General features: G+C 34.8%; 18 protein-coding genes. 17 read left to right on the top strand and 1 reads right to left on the bottom strand.

Annotation, left to right across the window (positions count from 1 at the left end; genetic code table 11):
• Positions 1–137 precede the first annotated feature (137 nt).
• From DG435_RS19170 to dsrP, 7 genes are all read left to right on the top strand, one after another.
• Positions 138–1,400, top strand: a complete 1,263-nt coding sequence (locus DG435_RS19170) for an alginate export family protein (protein ID WP_106793400.1) — start codon at positions 138–140, stop codon at positions 1,398–1,400.
• A gap of 7 nt (positions 1,401–1,407) precedes the next feature.
• A complete protein-coding gene (locus tag DG435_RS19165) occupies positions 1,408–1,647 on the top strand; it encodes a hypothetical protein (protein WP_024768144.1) in 240 nt (79 codons plus the stop codon).
• A 4-nt stretch (positions 1,648–1,651) separates the two neighbouring features.
• Positions 1,652–3,976, top strand: a complete 2,325-nt coding sequence (locus tag DG435_RS19160; protein ID WP_106793399.1) for a molybdopterin-dependent oxidoreductase — start codon at positions 1,652–1,654, stop codon at positions 3,974–3,976.
• Between the two features lie 3 nt (positions 3,977–3,979).
• Positions 3,980–4,678, top strand: a complete 699-nt coding sequence (locus DG435_RS19155; protein ID WP_106793398.1) for a nitrate reductase cytochrome c-type subunit — start codon at positions 3,980–3,982, stop codon at positions 4,676–4,678.
• Positions 4,671–5,297: a cytochrome c3 family protein gene (locus DG435_RS19150; RefSeq protein WP_024768147.1), complete on the top strand. Its 627-nt coding sequence runs from the start codon at positions 4,671–4,673 to the stop codon at positions 5,295–5,297. Before DG435_RS19155 ends, DG435_RS19150 begins: the two co-directional genes overlap by 8 nt.
• A gap of 44 nt (positions 5,298–5,341) precedes the next feature.
• Positions 5,342–6,463 (top strand): 4Fe-4S dicluster domain-containing protein, encoded by a 1,122-nt coding sequence (locus tag DG435_RS19145; RefSeq protein ID WP_106793397.1) that lies wholly within the window; start codon positions 5,342–5,344, stop codon positions 6,461–6,463.
• Between the two features lie 139 nt (positions 6,464–6,602).
• Complete coding sequence (gene dsrP, locus DG435_RS19140; RefSeq protein ID WP_074407665.1) at positions 6,603–7,823, top strand: sulfate reduction electron transfer complex DsrMKJOP subunit DsrP; 1,221 nt, start codon at positions 6,603–6,605, stop codon at positions 7,821–7,823.
• A gap of 54 nt (positions 7,824–7,877) precedes the next feature.
• Here the strand turns inward: dsrP and DG435_RS26030 are convergent, their stop codons facing one another.
• On the bottom strand, positions 7,878–8,012 hold the full coding sequence (locus DG435_RS26030) for a hypothetical protein (protein WP_255409737.1): 135 nt from the start codon (positions 8,010–8,012) through the stop codon (positions 7,878–7,880).
• 845 nt (positions 8,013–8,857) lie between these two features.
• On the opposite strand from DG435_RS26030, the gene ccoS reads away from it, so the two are divergent.
• The 10 genes from ccoS (at position 8,858) to DG435_RS19090 (ending at position 17,930) form a co-directional block, all read left to right on the top strand.
• A complete protein-coding gene (gene ccoS, locus DG435_RS19135; protein ID WP_024768150.1) occupies positions 8,858–9,052 on the top strand; it encodes a cbb3-type cytochrome oxidase assembly protein CcoS in 195 nt (64 codons plus the stop codon).
• Between the two features lies 1 nt (position 9,053).
• The gene (gene ccoN, locus DG435_RS19130) at positions 9,054–11,255 is read left to right on the top strand and encodes a cytochrome-c oxidase, cbb3-type subunit I (RefSeq protein WP_106793396.1); all 2,202 of its coding nucleotides are present in this window, start codon (positions 9,054–9,056) and stop codon (positions 11,253–11,255) included.
• 5 nt (positions 11,256–11,260) lie between these two features.
• On the top strand, positions 11,261–11,446 hold the full coding sequence (locus DG435_RS19125; RefSeq protein ID WP_024768152.1) for a CcoQ/FixQ family Cbb3-type cytochrome c oxidase assembly chaperone: 186 nt from the start codon (positions 11,261–11,263) through the stop codon (positions 11,444–11,446).
• Positions 11,443–12,333 carry a cbb3-type cytochrome c oxidase N-terminal domain-containing protein gene (locus DG435_RS19120; RefSeq protein ID WP_106793395.1) on the top strand — a complete coding sequence of 297 codons (891 nt, stop codon included), beginning with the start codon at positions 11,443–11,445 and terminating at the stop codon, positions 12,331–12,333. The genes DG435_RS19125 and DG435_RS19120 overlap by 4 nt, the downstream gene beginning before the upstream one ends.
• Before the next feature lie 76 nt (positions 12,334–12,409).
• Positions 12,410–13,831 carry a cytochrome c oxidase accessory protein CcoG gene (ccoG, locus tag DG435_RS19115; protein ID WP_106793394.1) on the top strand — a complete coding sequence of 474 codons (1,422 nt, stop codon included), beginning with the start codon at positions 12,410–12,412 and terminating at the stop codon, positions 13,829–13,831.
• 119 nt (positions 13,832–13,950) lie between these two features.
• Complete coding sequence (locus tag DG435_RS19110; RefSeq protein ID WP_106793393.1) at positions 13,951–14,397, top strand: FixH family protein; 447 nt, start codon at positions 13,951–13,953, stop codon at positions 14,395–14,397.
• The gene (locus DG435_RS19105; RefSeq protein WP_106793392.1) at positions 14,398–15,099 is read left to right on the top strand and encodes a sulfite exporter TauE/SafE family protein; all 702 of its coding nucleotides are present in this window, start codon (positions 14,398–14,400) and stop codon (positions 15,097–15,099) included.
• 181 nt (positions 15,100–15,280) lie between these two features.
• The gene (locus DG435_RS19100; RefSeq protein ID WP_106793391.1) at positions 15,281–16,501 is read left to right on the top strand and encodes a sulfite oxidase; all 1,221 of its coding nucleotides are present in this window, start codon (positions 15,281–15,283) and stop codon (positions 16,499–16,501) included.
• Positions 16,502–16,978, top strand: coding sequence for a monoheme cytochrome C (locus tag DG435_RS19095; RefSeq protein WP_106793390.1), 477 nt, complete (start codon positions 16,502–16,504; stop codon positions 16,976–16,978).
• A complete protein-coding gene (locus DG435_RS19090; protein ID WP_106793389.1) occupies positions 16,962–17,930 on the top strand; it encodes a sulfurtransferase in 969 nt (322 codons plus the stop codon). The genes DG435_RS19095 and DG435_RS19090 overlap by 17 nt, the downstream gene beginning before the upstream one ends.
• Positions 17,931–17,934: the final 4 nt, after the last annotated feature.

Below are 17,934 nucleotides of genomic sequence, written 5' to 3'. Positions count from 1 at the left end.
AATGAGAATGATGATTGATTTTGTGCCTTTTATTTAGTCAATTTTTACATTAAAAACATTAAACCTGATTGATATCATTGCACGCAATAATTAATAAATCCATATTTACCGGAGTTAATTTATAATCAAATCTTACTATGAAACTCGTTAAACTTAGTACCCTCATTTTTTTCACATTATTCATCACAAATATTAATGCTCAATTAAAAATCGATGCCGAAGTACGACCTCGATTCGAGTACAGACATGGATTTAAAACGCTGTTCCCAGATGATGCAGATCCCGCAACATTTGTATCTCAGCGTACACGATTAAATGCTGGATATAAAATGGAAAAACTAAACTTCTATTTAAGTATGCAAGATGTAAGAGTGTGGGGAGATGTACCCCAACTCAATACAGCAGACAAAAATGGTTTTAGTCTTCATCAAGCTTGGGGAGAAATTCTTTTTCATCCCAATATCTCTTTAAAACTAGGACGCCAGGAAATTGCATATGACGATCAGCGTATTTTTGGAAACGTAGGTTGGGCTCAGCAAGCCAGAAGTCATGATGCTGCACTTATAAAATATAATAAAGATAGCTTCAAATTCGATCTAGGTTTTGCATTTAACCGGGGAGAAGAATCTCTAACAGAACATACACTTACAACACCCAATACATATAAAAGTATTCAATACCTATGGTTACATAAAGATTGGGAGAGTTTTTCGGGAAGCTTCCTTTTTCTTAATAATGGATTACAGTTTACAGATCCAGATAATTCTAATAATAATGAAAGTAGATATAGTCAAACTGTAGGAACTCATTTAAAATACAAAAAAGGAAAATTTGGCCTTGTATCTAATCTTTACTATCAATTTGGAAATGATCTGGGTGATAATGACCTAAGTGCATATTTATTAGGTCTAGAGGCAGACTATAAATTATCCGAACAATGGAAAGTATTACTTGGTGGAGAACTACAAAGTGGTAACGATAATGGAGCACCTGCTAATGGAGATAATGAAGCCTTTACTCCTTTTTATGGTACTAATCACAAGTTTAATGGATTAATGGATTATTTCTATGTTGGAAATCATATCGGAAATGTAGGGCTAATCGACTTGTATCTAAAAGCTAATGTGAAATTCAATCAAAAATCTACATTAAATGTAGCTGCACATAATTTTATGGCAGCAGCAGATTTGCCTACAGATGAATCTAAACAACTAGGTACAGAAATAGATCTCGTGTTTTCATATAATTTACAAAAGAATGTAAACATCAAAGCTGGATATTCTCATCTCTTTGCTTCAGACGGAATGGAGATACTGAAAAACAATTTTGATGGCAATACCAATAACTGGGGATGGGTCATGGTGACAATTAAACCAACTCTATTTACAACCAACAAATAATAAAACTATGCCAATTAAGAGTTATTTAGCCCATCCGAAAAAAGGAGAAAAAAATGAACTTATCAATGCACTATCTTCACTAGAGCACTGTGAAGTCATGCCAGCCAATAATAAGGATGTACTCATCTTAATTACAGAAACTGAAAATGAAAATGAAGAAGCTATTCTAAAAGAAAAACTAGACACTATAGAAAGCCTAAAACTATTAGCTATGGTTTCTGGATTTAATACACCACAAAACAATTAGTATTATGTATACCTCTCTCACTAACAGAAGAAAATTCATAAAAAAGATGGCTATGTTGTCTGCGATGACTGCTGCAGCAACTATGTTTCCGGGAATCTTATTTGCAGACGAACAGGAAAAAGGATTGCCAAGCGGTGATATCGATTGGAAAAAGGCTCCATGTAGATTTTGTGGTGTAGGATGCGGAGTACTTATAGGAACCGAAAACGGAAAAGCTGTAGCCGTAAAAGGAGATCCTAAGAGTAGTGTTAATAAAGGACTACTTTGCGTAAAGGGATATCACCAAATCATGTGTATTCAATCAAAAGATAGACTAACTCATGCGTTGGTGAAGAAAAACGGTCAGTACGTTAAGACACCAATCAATGAAGCTTTGGACATTGTTGCCAACAAAATGAAGGAGACTATTCAAAAGCATGGCAAAGATAGTGTAGCGATGTACACTTCTGGTCAATCCACAATTCCGGAAGGATATGTTGCTTCAAAATTAATGAAAGGTGCAATCGGTACAAATAACTTAGATTGTAATGCCCGTTTATGTATGGCAAGTGCAGTAACAGGTTTTTTAACCTCCTTTGGTGCTGATGAACCTATGGGCTGTTATGAAGATATCGACCATGCCGACTATTTTATTACATGGGGTAATAATATGGCAGAGATGCACCCGGTATTATTCTCCAGAATGCTCGAACAAAAAAACAGAAGAGGCGCTAAGATTATTGATTTTGCTACACGTACAACACGTTCTAGTACTGCATCTGATAGATCTATATTATTTGAGCCTCAAACCGACTTAGCTGTTGCCAATGCAATTTGTTATGAAATTATTAATAATGGATGGGTAAACAGATCTTTTGTAGAAAAACATTGCAACTTTAGCAAAGGGTTAACCAATATGGGATATGGTCTGGAAGATAATTACAAATTTAAAGACAAACCACAAAAAATAGATTTTGAAGCTTATAAAAAATTCTTAAACGATTATACTCCAGAAAAGGTAGCTAAGTATTCAAAAGTATCTGCAAAAGATATTAAATATTTAGCCTCTATATACGGAGATCCAAATAAAAAGGTGGTTTCTTATTGGTGTATGGGGATGAACCAACATACAAGAGGGACCTGGATGAATAACTTAGTTTATAACATTCATTTACTTACCGGAAAAATTTCACAACCAGGGAATGGACCATTTTCATTAACAGGGCAGCCATCTGCCTGTGGTACTGCAAGAGAAGTAGGTACTTTTACTCATAAGTTGCCTAAAGGAGTTGTAATGAATGAAAAACATAGACGCTTGGCAGCAAAAATATGGAAAGTGCCTTATGAGAATATTCCTTCTAAACCAACATATCATGCTACAGAAATGTTTAGAGCTGTTGATCGTGGGGATATTAAATTTATTTGGACGCAAGTAACTAATCCATTGGTTTCATTGCCAAAAACAGGTAGATATCGCCCAGGTATGGAAAAAGAATCTTGTTTTGTTGTAGTTTCTGATGTTTTTCCTACGCCAACATCTGATGTAGCAGACGTAATTTTACCAGCATCATGGCATATAGAAAAAAGTGGATTGTATGGAAACTCTGAACGAAGAACACAACATTGGGATAAAATGGTAGATGGTCCCGGAGAAACAACTCCAGATGCATGGATGACAATTGAAGTTGCTAAACGTTTGGGGTATGGTGATTTATTTCCGTATAGTGAAGAAAACCACGTTGAAGAAATTTATAATGAATATAGACAGTTTCATGAAGGAGCAAAACATGGAATGGCACCTTTAGAAGTTCTTAAGAAAGAATCCGGAGCAATATGGCCCTATGTAAACGGAAAATCTACACAATGGCGCTTTAATGCAAAATATGATCCGGCTTGTTCTAACGGTGAAGATTTTCATTTTTATGGAAAACCAGACGGAAAAGCAGTCATATGGCAACGCCCTTATGAACCGGCAGCAGAATCTCCCGATAAAGAATACCCTTTTTGGTTAAATACCGGAAGAGTTATCGAGCATTGGCATACAGGTTCTATGACACGTAGAATCCCTGTATTACATAAAGCGATGCCAAGTGCCTATGTAGAATTTCACCCAGAAGATGCAAAAGCATTAGGAATTAGAGATGGCGAAAATATAAAAGTAACATCACGTAGAGGTTCATGTATATTACCCGCATCGATAAACAAAAGAGGATTACCTACCAAAGGTCAGGTCTTTGTCCCCTTCTTCGATGAAAACATGTTAATTAATGACGTTACTTTAGATGCTTTCTGCCCAATTTCTAAAGAACCTGATTATAAAAAATGTGCTGTTAAAGTTGAAAAAGCATAGGTTATGAAAAAGAGACTCGGAATCATATCACTTTTTTTATTATTGTTCATAGCCTTTATCACTATCTGGAATTATAGTTATCAAGAAGGTTTGGAAGAAAGCTATATCCCTATTGAAGGAAATTCAACAGATACATTCATCCCGTCAGAGAGCGGTGTGTTCAAGCGTTCTGGATTGGCATTAGAATATGCAAATATGCCCGTTGATGAAGAACATCAAAGATCATTAGACACTTATTATGATAATAGAGCATATCCTGGAGCACCACCCAGTATCCCGCACCCTGTAAAGGAAGAAATGAGTTTAGGAGCAAATACCTGTTTGCAATGTCATGAAAACGGAGGTTTTGTACAAAAGTTCGACGCATATGCACCAGTTACACCGCATCCAGAAATGGTTAATTGCAGGCAATGCCACGTAATACAAAAGACTGAAACTCTCTTTACTGAAAATGGTTTTGCAAAGGCCTACGCTCCAAAAGTTGGAATAAATAATGCTTTACCCGGGAGTCCACCAATGATCCCACATCAAATACAGATGAGAGAAAATTGCTTGTCTTGCCATGCTGGACCTGCAGCTCCAAAAGAGATAAGAGTATCCCATCCAGAACGTATAAATTGTAGGCAATGTCATGTTCCTAGAGATAAAGCAGTAACTGATATTGAAGTTTTCACCAGAGTTAATATTACTGAAAATGAATAGATATAATAACATACATATTCTGATGTATACTTTCCTTGCCGTCATATTATTTTCATGTAAACACGGAGAAGGTGAATACCATAATATTACGGATAAAATAGAGGCCAAGAGTAAAAATTATCACGGTACCTCTATTTCCTCAGAACAATATTTAGAAGGTATTAAAACAATCAAAATTACAGAAGGAGCACATACATTTTTGATTCCTGAACGTAAAAGTGAAATCAAATCATACGCCTGTACCGAATGTCATACCAAACCACTAGAAGAATTAAAAAGTAAAGATCCTTCAAAAAAAGCACATTGGGATATTAAGCTGGCTCATGCAGATCTAAATACTATGAACTGCATTACTTGTCATAATGGTAATGATATGGACAACTTAACAAGTTTAACAGGCACAAGCATTGATTTTAACAGAAGTTATAAATTATGTAGCCAATGCCACAGCAAACAGTTTAAAGATTGGAAAGGTGGTGCACATGGCAAAAAACTAGGAGGATGGGCTCCTCCCAGAGCATCAATGACTTGTGTAAATTGCCACAACCCGCACAATCCAGGTTTTGAAACCAGGTGGCCTGCCGGGTATAATACTCAAAAAGTAAAAGAACGAGAATAGTTTAGCTATCACACTTTCAAGTAATACCTCTTAACAATTTAACAATGAGCGACAATACTAAAAAATGGTTTTCTCTAAACCTAAATAGCAAAAAGAAACAAAGTACAGGTTCTTGTGGTTGTGGAAAAACATCTGGTGGATGCGGCTCTCATACTAAAGATCAAATTAGTGATAAGGAATTTGATGCTGCAGTAGATGCTGCTATCGGCGATGAACGTAAAAAAGATGGTTTCGACCAAGTTTTTGATGTACAAATGGATCGCCGAACTGCTTTTAGGAAACTAACCGCTAGTTTAGTCATCGGAGCCGGAGCAGTAAGTACGTCTTGTAATCTGACTACCGGAGAAGAAACCAAAGAAAAAGCACAAATCGATTGGGAAGAACAATTTAAGGGTAACTACAAATTAATGACCGATGATGAAAAAAAGGCTACAGTTGACCGATTAGTTCGTTCCTATCAATTGCGAAAAGGGGAAAATATTGATATGTCTTCTAAAAATGCTGAGAAAGATGTGCTGTTTGGATATGCTTTTAATATCTCTAAATGTCAAGGCTACATGGATTGTGTAAGTGCTTGTGTTGAAGAAAATAATCAGGATCGAAATTCGCAGATGGAATATATTCGAATTCATGAAATGAAAGATGGTAAAGGTCTTAAGTTTGATGAAGCCGATGACAATTATTACCATGAAGTCCCGGCAGAAGGTCATTTTTATATGGGAACACAATGTTTTCATTGTGACAATCCTCCATGTGTAGAAGTTTGCCCTGTGCAAGCTACATGGCGTGAAGAAGATGGATTAGTAGTCGTAGATTATGACTGGTGCGTTGGCTGTAGATATTGTATGGCTGCCTGTCCTTATGACGGACGACGATTTAACTGGAGTACTCCCGAAGTTCCCGAAAATGAGATTAACAAAAATCAACATTACTTAGGGAATCGTATGCGTAAAAAAGGAGTAATGGAAAAATGTACTTTCTGTGTGCAGCGTTCACGGGCTGGTAAAAACCCTGCTTGTGTAGAGGCTTGCCCAACAGGGGCGCGGATTTTCGGGAATTTATTAGATCCCGAAAGTACAATACGATGGGTACTCAATAATAAAAAAGTGTTTAGACTAAAAGAAGATCTTGGGACAGAACCTAAGTTCTGGTATTTTATGGATTAATAAAATTGCGTGAGGGATTGAAACGGCATCCTTTTCTGTCACTTCGAGATGTCACTCTGAGCTTGTCGAAGAACGAGAAGTAGGTAAGAAAAGATATAGTGAAAAGCCCGACCCAATGGGCACGCCAAAAAAACAACACATGAAACGACTTAAAGTTTTTGGAAGTTTAGTTAAAGATAGCCTAGATACTACGACTCAAGGCTCAAAAAAATATCACATCTGGATGGCATTTTTGACTTTTGTCATGCTAATTGGTATGTACTGTTATTCTTTACAAATAGAACACGGTCTAAGTGTCACAGGAATGACCGATAGGGTAAGCTGGGGACTGTATATTTCTAATTTTACATTTCTTGTTGGTGTTGCTGCAGCTGCAGTAATGCTCGTTATGCCGACTTACGTATTAAAAGATATTGATTTTAAACAAGCCGTACTTATTGGTGAGGGATTAGCCGTAGCAGCATTGATTATGTGTTTAGCTTTTGTTGTAGCAGATATGGGTGGGCCATCTGTATTGTGGCATATGATACCAGGAATCGGAGTCTTTAATTTTCCAGCTTCAATGTTAACCTGGGATGTTATTGTGCTTAATGGATATTTATTTTTAAATATCTCGATCCCGTTTTACATTTTGTTCACACGTTATCAGGGAAAAGTGCCTAATCCAAAAATCTATGTTCCAGGAGCAATTTTGTCTGTATTTTGGGCAGTAGCTATTCATTTGGTAACTGCATTTCTATATCAAGGCTTACAAGCTCGTCCTTTTTGGAACAACGCATTATTAGGTCCTCGATTTTTGGCATCGGCATTTGCCGCCGGACCCGCCTTGATTATTCTTGTTCTGGCAATAATCAGAACATTTACAGAATTTAAAATAGAAGATAAAACGATCAAAAAAATTGGTATGATCGTTACTGTAGCAGCTCAAATCAACCTGATCATGTTAGTATCTGAGTTGTTTAAAGAATTTTATGCTCCTACACACCATAGTGAAAGCGCATATTACTTATTCTTTGGTCTACAAGGTAAAACAGCGTTGTTACCGTGGATATGGACAGCAATTCCTTTAAATGTTTTAGCAACTGTATTACTAACTTTTGGTAAACTACGTAACAATTTAAAGGTGTTATATTTCTGTTGTTTTATTCTCTTTATTGCAATTTGGATAGAAAAAGGATTTGGTCTGATCGTTCCTGGCTTTATTCCTGGACCTTATGGAAAAATTTCAGAATACACTCCCACGGGAATAGAAATTGGAGTAACTCTTGGTATTTGGGCTTTAGGAGCCTTTGTTTTTACTATACTGGCAAAAACTGCCATCAAGATAGAAACAGGAAAATTACAGTTTAGAAAAAAATAAATAAGGCCGAATTTTAATTAAAATTCGGCCTTTTAGTATCTAATAATTCTTAGCTTAATGTGCGTAGCGCTTAACTCCCGTAAACAAAGTGTCTTCATAATTATAAAGCTTTGGTACACAATCCAAAAACATATTTTGTTTTTGTGTTGCTGTTTTTAGTTGTTTTCTAATATTTCGTAAAGTTCTCATGATGATTAGTTTTTGATCCCAAGGTATTGGGATAGGTTGATAAATATGAATTATCTGTATCGCCTTTTTGAATTCCAGGTATATCCAATAGGAGCATTTAATTTTCTAGTGATTCTGTTACTGTCTATAGTTCTCATAATTTCTGTTTTTTGATTGATTTATAAATTGTTGTATTTGATTGATTTGATTGATTTGATTGATGTACCTAAAATTATCTGTAACGTCTTTTTGAATTCCAGGTATATCCAATAGGAGCATTTAATTTTCTAGTGATTCTATTACTGTCTATAGTTCTCATAATTTCTGTTTTTTGATTGATTTATAAATTGTTGTATTTGATTGATTTGATTGATTTGATTGATTTGATTGATGTACTTAAAATTATCTGTAACGTCTTTTTGAATTCCAGGTATATCCAATAGGAGCATTTAACTTTCTAGTGATTCTGTTACTGTCTATAGTTCTCATGATTTCTGTTTTTTTTGATTGGTTTATAAATTGTTGTTGTTTTAATTGTTGTACCTAAAATTATCTGTAACGTCTTTTTGAATTCCAAACATAACCTTTGGTCGTAGTTAATTTTTTAGTGATTTGATTGTTGTCTAAAGTTCTCATAATTTCTGTTTTTATAATTGATGTATACCTACTAGACGTCGATAAATCATTTTTGTTACAGTACTATGTATAAAAAGGTACTATTTTAACAATTATTAACATTATACGCCTATAAAAGGTCAATAAATTAGATATTCTTGCTAAGAATGGGCTTAATTAATAAAACCTGATAAATGTCATTTTTTTAGAAAATGTTCACGCATACTTTTGACTCATAATCAAAAGTAAGCATGGGTGTAATCTATATACTCTTAACGATTAGTATTATCGTTGCCATCGTCTTTTTTATTAGCTTCATTATATCGGTCAGAAATGGTCAATATGATGATGTCTATACTCCTTCTGTTAGGATGCTTTTTGATGATGAACTTATAAAAGAAAGCAAAGAAAAATCTTCGGAATCCACTAAAACTAAACAATCTTAATATGGAAATGGAACAATTCTATTACGATAATAAAATCGTAAAAAAATTCTTATATGCCACTCTGCTCTGGGGTGTTGTTGGGATGTCTGTAGGCTTGCTACTGGCGTTTCTATTTTTATTCCCTAATCTAACAGATGGAATCTCATGGTTAAGCTTTGGGAGATTAAGACCTTTGCATACCAATGCTGTTATTTTTGCATTTGTTGGTAACGCCATATTTGCAGGAGTATATTACTCTACCCAACGTTTGTTAAAAACCCGTATGTTTAATGATACACTTAGTAACATTAACTTTTGGGCATGGCAATTGATCATTGTTGGTGCGGCTATTACACTTCCGTTAGGATATACTTCTTCAAAAGAATATGCCGAGTTAGAATGGCCTTTTGATATTGCAATTGCTATTGTTTGGGTAGCCTTTGGGTGGAATCTTATTGGAACCATTTTAAAAAGAAGACAACGCCATATGTATGTTGCTATATGGTTTTATCTGGCAACTTTTGTTACAGTAGCTGTTCTCCATATTTTTAATAGTCTTGCATTACCCGTAAGTGCCTTAAAAAGTTATTCGGTATATGCAGGTGTTCAGGATGCTTTAGTACAATGGTGGTATGGTCATAATGCGGTTGCATTCTTTCTTACTACTCCTTTCTTAGGCTTGATGTACTATTTTATTCCAAAAGCTGCAAATAGACCAGTCTATTCATATCGATTATCTATTGTTCACTTTTGGTCTTTAATATTTATCTATATATGGGCAGGACCTCATCACCTTTTATATTCATCTTTACCGGATTGGGCACAGAATCTTGGTGTAGCATTCTCTGTTATGCTAATTGCTCCATCCTGGGGAGGTATGATTAATGGGTTACTTACATTGAGAGGTGCCTGGGATAAGGTACGTACCGATCCTGTATTAAAATTTATGGTAGTTGCCATTACTGGTTATGGTATGGCCACTTTTGAAGGACCTATGTTATCCTTGAAGAATGTAAACGCCATTGCGCATTTTAGTGATTGGATTATTGCACACGTTCATGTTGGTGCATTAGCCTGGAATGGATTTTTAACCTTCGGGATGGCCTATTGGTTAATTCCGAGACTGTTCAAAACTAAATTGTGGTCAACAGGATTGGCTAATGCTCACTTCTGGATTGGTACTCTGGGAATCATTATGTATGCATTACCTATGTATGTTGCCGGATTTGTACAAGCTTCTATGTGGAAACAATTTAATCCAGATGGAACACTTACTTACGGTAATTTCTTAGAAACTGTAAATGAAATCATTCCAATGTACTGGATGCGTGCTATCGGTGGTAGTTTATTCATCTTCGGAATGTTTATCATGATATATAACGTAATTAAAACTATAAGAAATGGTAGTACCGTTACAGATGAACTTGCAGAAGCTGCTCCACTTACCAAAGTGACCAAACATAGAACCGTTAAAGAAGGATATCATACCTGGTTAGAGAGAAGACCTGTAAAACTAACCATCTTTGCGACCATAGCAATCTTAATTGGTGGGGTCGTACAAATAGTTCCTACGTTAATGGTAAAATCTAATATACCAACGATTACCAGCGTAAAACCATATACTCCTCTTGAGTTAGAAGGAAGAGACATTTATATTAGAGAAAGTTGTGTGTCTTGTCATTCACAAATGATCAGACCTTTCCGTAGTGAAGTAGAGCGATATGGAGAATATTCTAAAGCAGGTGAATATGTCTATGATCATCCTTTCCTATGGGGAAGTAAGCGTACGGGGCCAGATTTAATGCGAATTGGAGGGAAATATTCTGATAACTGGCACTTAAATCACTTTTATGATCCACAAACAACCTCATCGGGATCTATTATGCCAAGTTATAAGTGGCTGATCAAAAACAAGCTTGATCGATCTAATACAGAAACCAAAATGAATGCTATGGTAACTCTTGGTGTTCCTTATACTCCCGAAGAAATTACCAGAGCACAGCAATGGATGGATGAGCAAGCAACTACTATAGAGAAAAACTTGTATACCGATCCTGATTTTGTAAAAACCTACGAAGCTGATAAAAAATATGCACAGGAAAACGGATTGGATTTCATCGAAATGCGAGATAGAGAAGTTGTAGCCTTAATTGCCTACATACAACGGTTAGGAACCGATATAAAAGTTAAAAACGAAGAAACTGTAGTTCAAAATAAAGAATAAACGTCATGCTAAAATTTATAAAAGGCCATATGGAAAGTATTGAGGGCATTGAAATCTACCCTATGATTTCGCTACTTATCTTTTTCATCTTCTTTGCCGCATTATTCTGGTGGGTTTTCACCGCAAAAAAAGAACATATAAAAGAAGTTAGTCAAATTCCATTAGAAACTGAAAACGAAAACGTGTTATGAGAAGTACTGCATCCTATATAAGAATTATAGCTTTTCTATTCATAGCATATCTATTAATAGAAGTAACTGTAGAATCAGGAGAACAATCTGCATTTATAACACAACCTCTTACCTGGTTGGTATTAGGAATGGTTCTGTTATTTATCATAGCAATAGAAATTAGTTTAGAAGCATTAAGAAGTATCCTGTTTCGTTCCTTAAAACCCGATGCACAAGAGCGTTATCTTCTGGCAGAAAAAGCTAAAAAAGAAAAGCAATTTAGATGGTTTAAAGATATCTATTTAAAACTCCTAGACAGTAAACCTGTAGAAAGTGAAGAAGAAATCATTTTGGATCACAACTATGATGGGATTAAAGAGCTCGATAATAATTTACCACCATGGTGGGTGTATATGTTTTATGCTACAATTATATTTGGTATAGTCTATTTAGTTCGCTTTCATGTATTTAATGAATATACCCAAGCAGAAGAATATGAAACTGAAGTAGCCGAAGCTAAAATTGCAATCGAAAAATACAAAAAAACGGCCAAAGGTTTGGTTGATGTAAACACAGTTACATTACTAACAGATGCTTCTGACATCAATGCAGGTAAAGCCGTTTATACAACCAATTGTGTTGCCTGTCATAAGGCAGATGGTGGTGGTGGTATTGGACCAAATCTTACCGATGAACATTGGATTCTGGGAGGAGGTATCAAAAATGTGTTTAGAACAATTTCTGAAGGAGGTCGAGATGGAAAAGGAATGGTTGCCTGGAAACAAACTCTAAAACCTGTTGAAATGGCACAAGTGGCAAGTTACATTATCACATTAGGAGGTACAACTCCAGCCGAACCAAAAGAAGCACAAGGAGAAATTTGGACTGATCCCGATACACAGAAATAAAAAAGTAGAAGGAAGAAATTCCTGAATCTGTTTCGGATTTAACAACTCTAGTACTGAACGAATAAAATCAAAACCATTGGAAACACCCGAAAACGAAAGATTTAGAGATTCTATCGGCACCATAAACGAAGAGGGTAAACGTGCATGGGTGTATCCCAAAAAACCTAATGGTAAGTATTACGATTATCGTAAATGGGTGAGTTATGGATTATTGATATTTCTGATTTCTGCTCCTTTCATCAAAATTAACGGTAACCAGTTCTTACTATTTAATGTCCTAGAACGCCGTTTTAACATTTTTGGAGCACCATTTTGGCCTCAAGATTTTCATTTGTTTGTGATATCAATGCTCATTGGTGTTATATTTATAACTCTATTCACCGTTGCTTTTGGTAGGATATTTTGTGGATGGATATGCCCGCAAACGATCTTCATGGAAATGGTTTTTCGAAGAATAGAATACTGGATCGAAGGCGATCGCGGAAAACAAATACGCCTGAATAAACAACCCTGGAATGCAGAAAAGATTCGAAAACGTATCCTTAAATGGATTATATTTTTTATCATCTCGTTCCTAATTGCTAATATATTTTTAGCCTATTTGATCGAAAGTGATGTATTGTTACGGTATATTATCGATGGACCTTTTCAACATGTAAGCACCTTAATCTCTTTACTTATATTTACGGCTGTCTTCTATTTTGTATTCGCATGGTTTAGAGAACAAGTTTGTATTATTGCATGCCCCTATGGGAGATTACAAGGTGTATTACTCGACTCTAAATCAATTGTAGTTGCTTATGATTATAAGCGTGGAGAGAAAGAAGAAGGAAGAGCCAAGTTTAAGAAAAATGAAGACCGCCCTTCTACCGGAAAAGGAGACTGTATTGATTGTTTTCAATGTGTACATGTTTGTCCGACAGGAATTGATATTCGTAACGGTACACAGCTAGAATGTGTAAATTGTACGGCTTGTATTGATGCCTGCGATCATATGATGGAAAGTGTAAACCTTCCTAAAGGATTAATACGATATGCCAGTGAAGATAACATTGCTAAAAAAGCAAAATTTAAATTTACTCCAAGATTAAAAGGATATAGCGCTGTTCTGGTAATTCTAACTGGTGTTTTACTAGGAATGTCATTTCTAAGAAACGACGTAGAAGCAAATATCCTACGATTACCAGGGCAATTATACGAGAGAAAAAATGATAATATCATTAGTAACGTATATACCTATAAACTGGTTAATAAAACCACGGCAGAAATTGAAGATGTTCGTTTTGAATTAATGTCCCACAAAGGGAAAATAGAACTAGTCACTCATAAGAATTTTAATGTCCCTAAACAGGGAATTGCTGAAGGTACTTTGTTTATTGAAATCAATGGCGCTGCTCTAAATGGGGATAGTGACCGATTAAAAATCGGAGTATATAGTAATGACAAATTAATTGAAACAACAACTACTGCATTTTTAGGACCTAGAAGTTATAGGTAATAAAAATATAAAACTATGAATTATAGTGGATTTCAACCTATACCTGAATGACAAGTATTTTGTTCCTTTTTGTCATTCTGGTATAGGTCAAACCCATAACAGAATTAAAGAAAGATATTATGAAAATAAACTGGGGAACTGCCATCGTATTAGTATTTATAGGGTTTATCTCTTTTATCCTATATTTTGTTGTAAAAATGAATATTAATTCAGACTATGAACACGATTTGGTAACAGAAGATTATTACAAACAAGAACTCGCTTTTCAGAATGAAATCAATGCTGAAAAAAACTCAAAAACATTACTAAAAGATGTTATAGTAAAAAAAACAGCAGAAGGTCTAGCCATCTCTTTTCCAGAAGATAAAAACTATAATGATATTTCTGGCACTATATCCTTCTACAGACCATCGAATAAAAAGTTGGATTTCGAAATTCCTATTTCACTCTCTACTTCAGAATTAATAATTGAAGATAAGAATCTACTAGAAGGGCGTTGGAATATCACTATTGATTGGAAATATGGAAATACTTCATATTTATTTAAAAAATCATTTACATATTAAATGCTTATATCTGCGTTCATATTAGGTTTATTGGGTAGTTTTCACTGTGTGGGAATGTGTGGCCCTATTGCCTTTATGTTACCTGTAAACAAATCTAATACCATTCAAAAATTCTTTCAGGTATTTCTATATCATTTTGGGCGATTATTATCCTATAGCATCATTGGATTATTCTTCGGAATCATAGGGAAGAGTTTAAATCTTTTTGGATTACAGCAAAAATTATCTATTGGAGTTGGCGTTTTGATGATCATAATTATATTGATCCCGTATCAAATTTTTTCTAAATACAATTTCTCAAAACCGATTTATAAAATTATCTCCAAGGTCAAAAATGCTCTGGGCGCTGCCTTGAAAAAGAAAACACCAGATACTTTTCTCTCCATTGGTTTCTTAAATGGTTTTTTGCCCTGTGGTTTGGTTTATATGGCTGTTTTTGGAGCCATTGCCTCTGGTCATATCCTCAAAGGTAGTTTGTATATGACTTTTTTTGGATTAGGAACCATACCCTTAATGACAATGGCTGTATATGCTGGGAACTTTTTAAACAGAAAAGCCCGGCAACACATTCAAAAAATGATTCCTGTATTTGTAGTCATAATTGGATTATTATTTATTATACGAGGTCTTGGGTTAGGGATCCCATATCTTTCTCCCAAACCTGTAACCGAAATAGTTTCTGCAAATTTTGAGTGTCATTAATTACTAATTTCGATAGGATTTATTTTAGCTATAATACCTTTTAAGAGCTGTGTTCATAGCCAAAATTCGTTATAACAAAATACTTTCCTCTATTTACCAAAGCATATATTGTAACTTTTGTTACCAAAACAAAGAAGGAAAAACGTTAAATTTATGAGGTAAAACAATAAGTGTTTGCCTAATGAAAAGACGAAAATTTGTTAAAAAAGCAATATTAAGCTCTATGGTAGCAATCATAGGATATGATATTGTTTTTGGAGCTATAATGCCCGAAGGATACGAGCCACTGGCATTGCAAGGTTTAGATCCTTACAAAATATTCAAAAAAGATAAAGGAATGGTCATTTTAAATGACAAACCTTGGAATATTGAGGCTAAAGCTCATTTATTGGATGATAAAGTGACTCCTAACAAATATATGTTTATTCGAAATAATGGTCTAATTCCCAAAAATATAAATGCTACAAACTGGACGTTAACTATTGATGGAGAATCTGTAGTCCAAAAGAAAACCTATACACTTACTGAACTAAAATCAAAATTTAAACAACATACCTACCAACTAACCTTAGAATGTGGTGGTAACGGCCGTAATGAATTTGATCCTCCCGCAAAAGGTAATCAATGGACTGTTGGAGCCGTATCTTGTGCAAAATGGACTGGTATTAGACTACGAGATCTTCTTGAAGATATTGGCATAAAGGATAATGCAATTTATATTGGATATCATGCTGCCGATACTCACCTAAGTCAAGATCCCAATAAAGAACCTATATCCCGAGGAGCTCCAGTAGCAAAAGCTCTTCAGGATGAAACACTATTAGCCTTTAAAATGAATGGAGAAGATATTCCAATAGTTCATGGATATCCTTTACGTTTGATCGCCGGAGGATGGCCTGCTTCTGTTTCTGGTAAATGGATCAACAGAATAAGTATTCGTAATAAAATACATGATGGCACCAAAATGAAAGGCACTGCATATCGAGTCCCTTGTGAACCGGTAGCACCTGGTAAAAAAGTAAATAATGAAGATATGTGCATCATAGAATCGATGCCTGTAAAATCCTTAATTACATATCCCAAATCAGGAGCAATGATTAAAGAAGGGAAAAAATTAAATATTAGAGGGCATGCCTGGGCTGGTGAATTAGAAGTCTGCAAAATGGAATATTCAATTGATTTTGGGTCAACCTGGAAAAAATGTTCAATAGAAAAACCTGTAAATCGTCTTGCCTGGCAGCATTTTTATGCGACTATTAATTTTCCAAAAAAAGGATACTATGAAGTTTGGGCACGTGCCACAGATACACAAGGTGTTAGCCAACCTATGATTCTCCCCGGTTGGAATCCTAAGGGATACTTAAATAATGCCTGTCACCGTATTGCAATAAAAGTCACATAAATGGAACAGCAAAATCAATTCAGACACTATGTTAAAGCTATTTATCGACTTTTGGTAATACTATTCATTATGGTTGGAATGATTACAATTAGTGGGGTTTATCTTCTTGTTGACCCTACATTGTCTGCATTTAAAAAAGAAGAGTTTAATTCAACTTATGTTAGAACCATAGAAGAAGATGAAGACAAAATTGAAAATGGAGTACATTTAAAAACTGGCCTGGTTGAAGCCAAAGGATTAATGGAAGTAATAAATAATTGCACTAATTGTCATTCATCTAAACTCATTATACAAAACAGGATGACTACAGAACGATGGATAGAAACGATACGATGGATGCAGGAAACTCAAAACTTATGGGATTTAGGAACCAATGAAAAAATCATTGTAAACTACCTCGTTACTAATTATCCTCCCAAGAAGAAAGGAAGGCGTGAAATATTAACAAATATTGAGTGGTATGATTTACAGGATTAGCAGCATGATAATTTTGGGGATACTATTTTTTTCCTGTACAAAATCTAAAAATAAAGTAAAGGATGTAATTTCTACAGAAACCAAAATAGACACAAAAACTTATTATAGTTCTAAACATCTAATAGAAGCTGAAGAATTAGTATCTCTTTCTAAACAACAACATATAAAAATAATAGATTTTAGAACAGCAGAAGACTATGCTAAAAATCACATTAATGGGGCGATAAATATCTGGCGTACGGACATAGAGGACTTTTCATACCCCTATAGCGGGATGATGGCTAAAAAAGAAAGAATTGAGCAATTATTTAGCAGATTAGGTATTAAAAATAACGATACCTTAATAGTATATGATGATAGAGGATCTTGTGATGCTGCTCGCTTATGGTGGGTACTTAAAAATTATAATTTTGAATCTGTAAAAATACTAAACGGAGGATTAATCTCCTGGGGAAAAGCTGGAGGCTCGATTAATAATCATACTGTATCGATTACTCCTTCAACTTTTATGCTTCCCAATGATAATACTTTTGAACTATATATTAAAAAAGAAGAAATCATTAAAGCTATAAACTCTGATAAACAAGTCGTCATTCTAGATACCAGAAATATTGATGAATTTAGCGGTAAAAAGCAAAAAAAAGGAGCTATTAAAGGAGGGAGAATTCCAAAAAGTATACTTATCGATTGGGTAGAAACCATAGACCATAAGGGAACATACAAATTTAAATCTTATGATGATCTAAATACTATTTATGGCAGAATGAGAGCATCAAAAACAGATACTATCATCACATATTGTCATAGTGGAGTACGCTCTGCACATACCACTTTTGTGCTCACAGAATTACTAGGATACAAAAATGTCAAAAATTATGATGGTTCCTGGGTAGAATGGAGTTATTTTAATGATCTGCCTTTTGAACAAGATGAGACAACAACAATAAAATAATAGT

This window comes from Aquimarina sp. Aq78, from assembly GCF_900299525.1.
Lineage (GTDB): Bacteria > Bacteroidota > Bacteroidia > Flavobacteriales > Flavobacteriaceae > Aquimarina.
The sequence above is the reverse complement of the archived record's forward strand: the minus strand, read 5'-3'. Positions and strand labels throughout refer to the sequence as shown.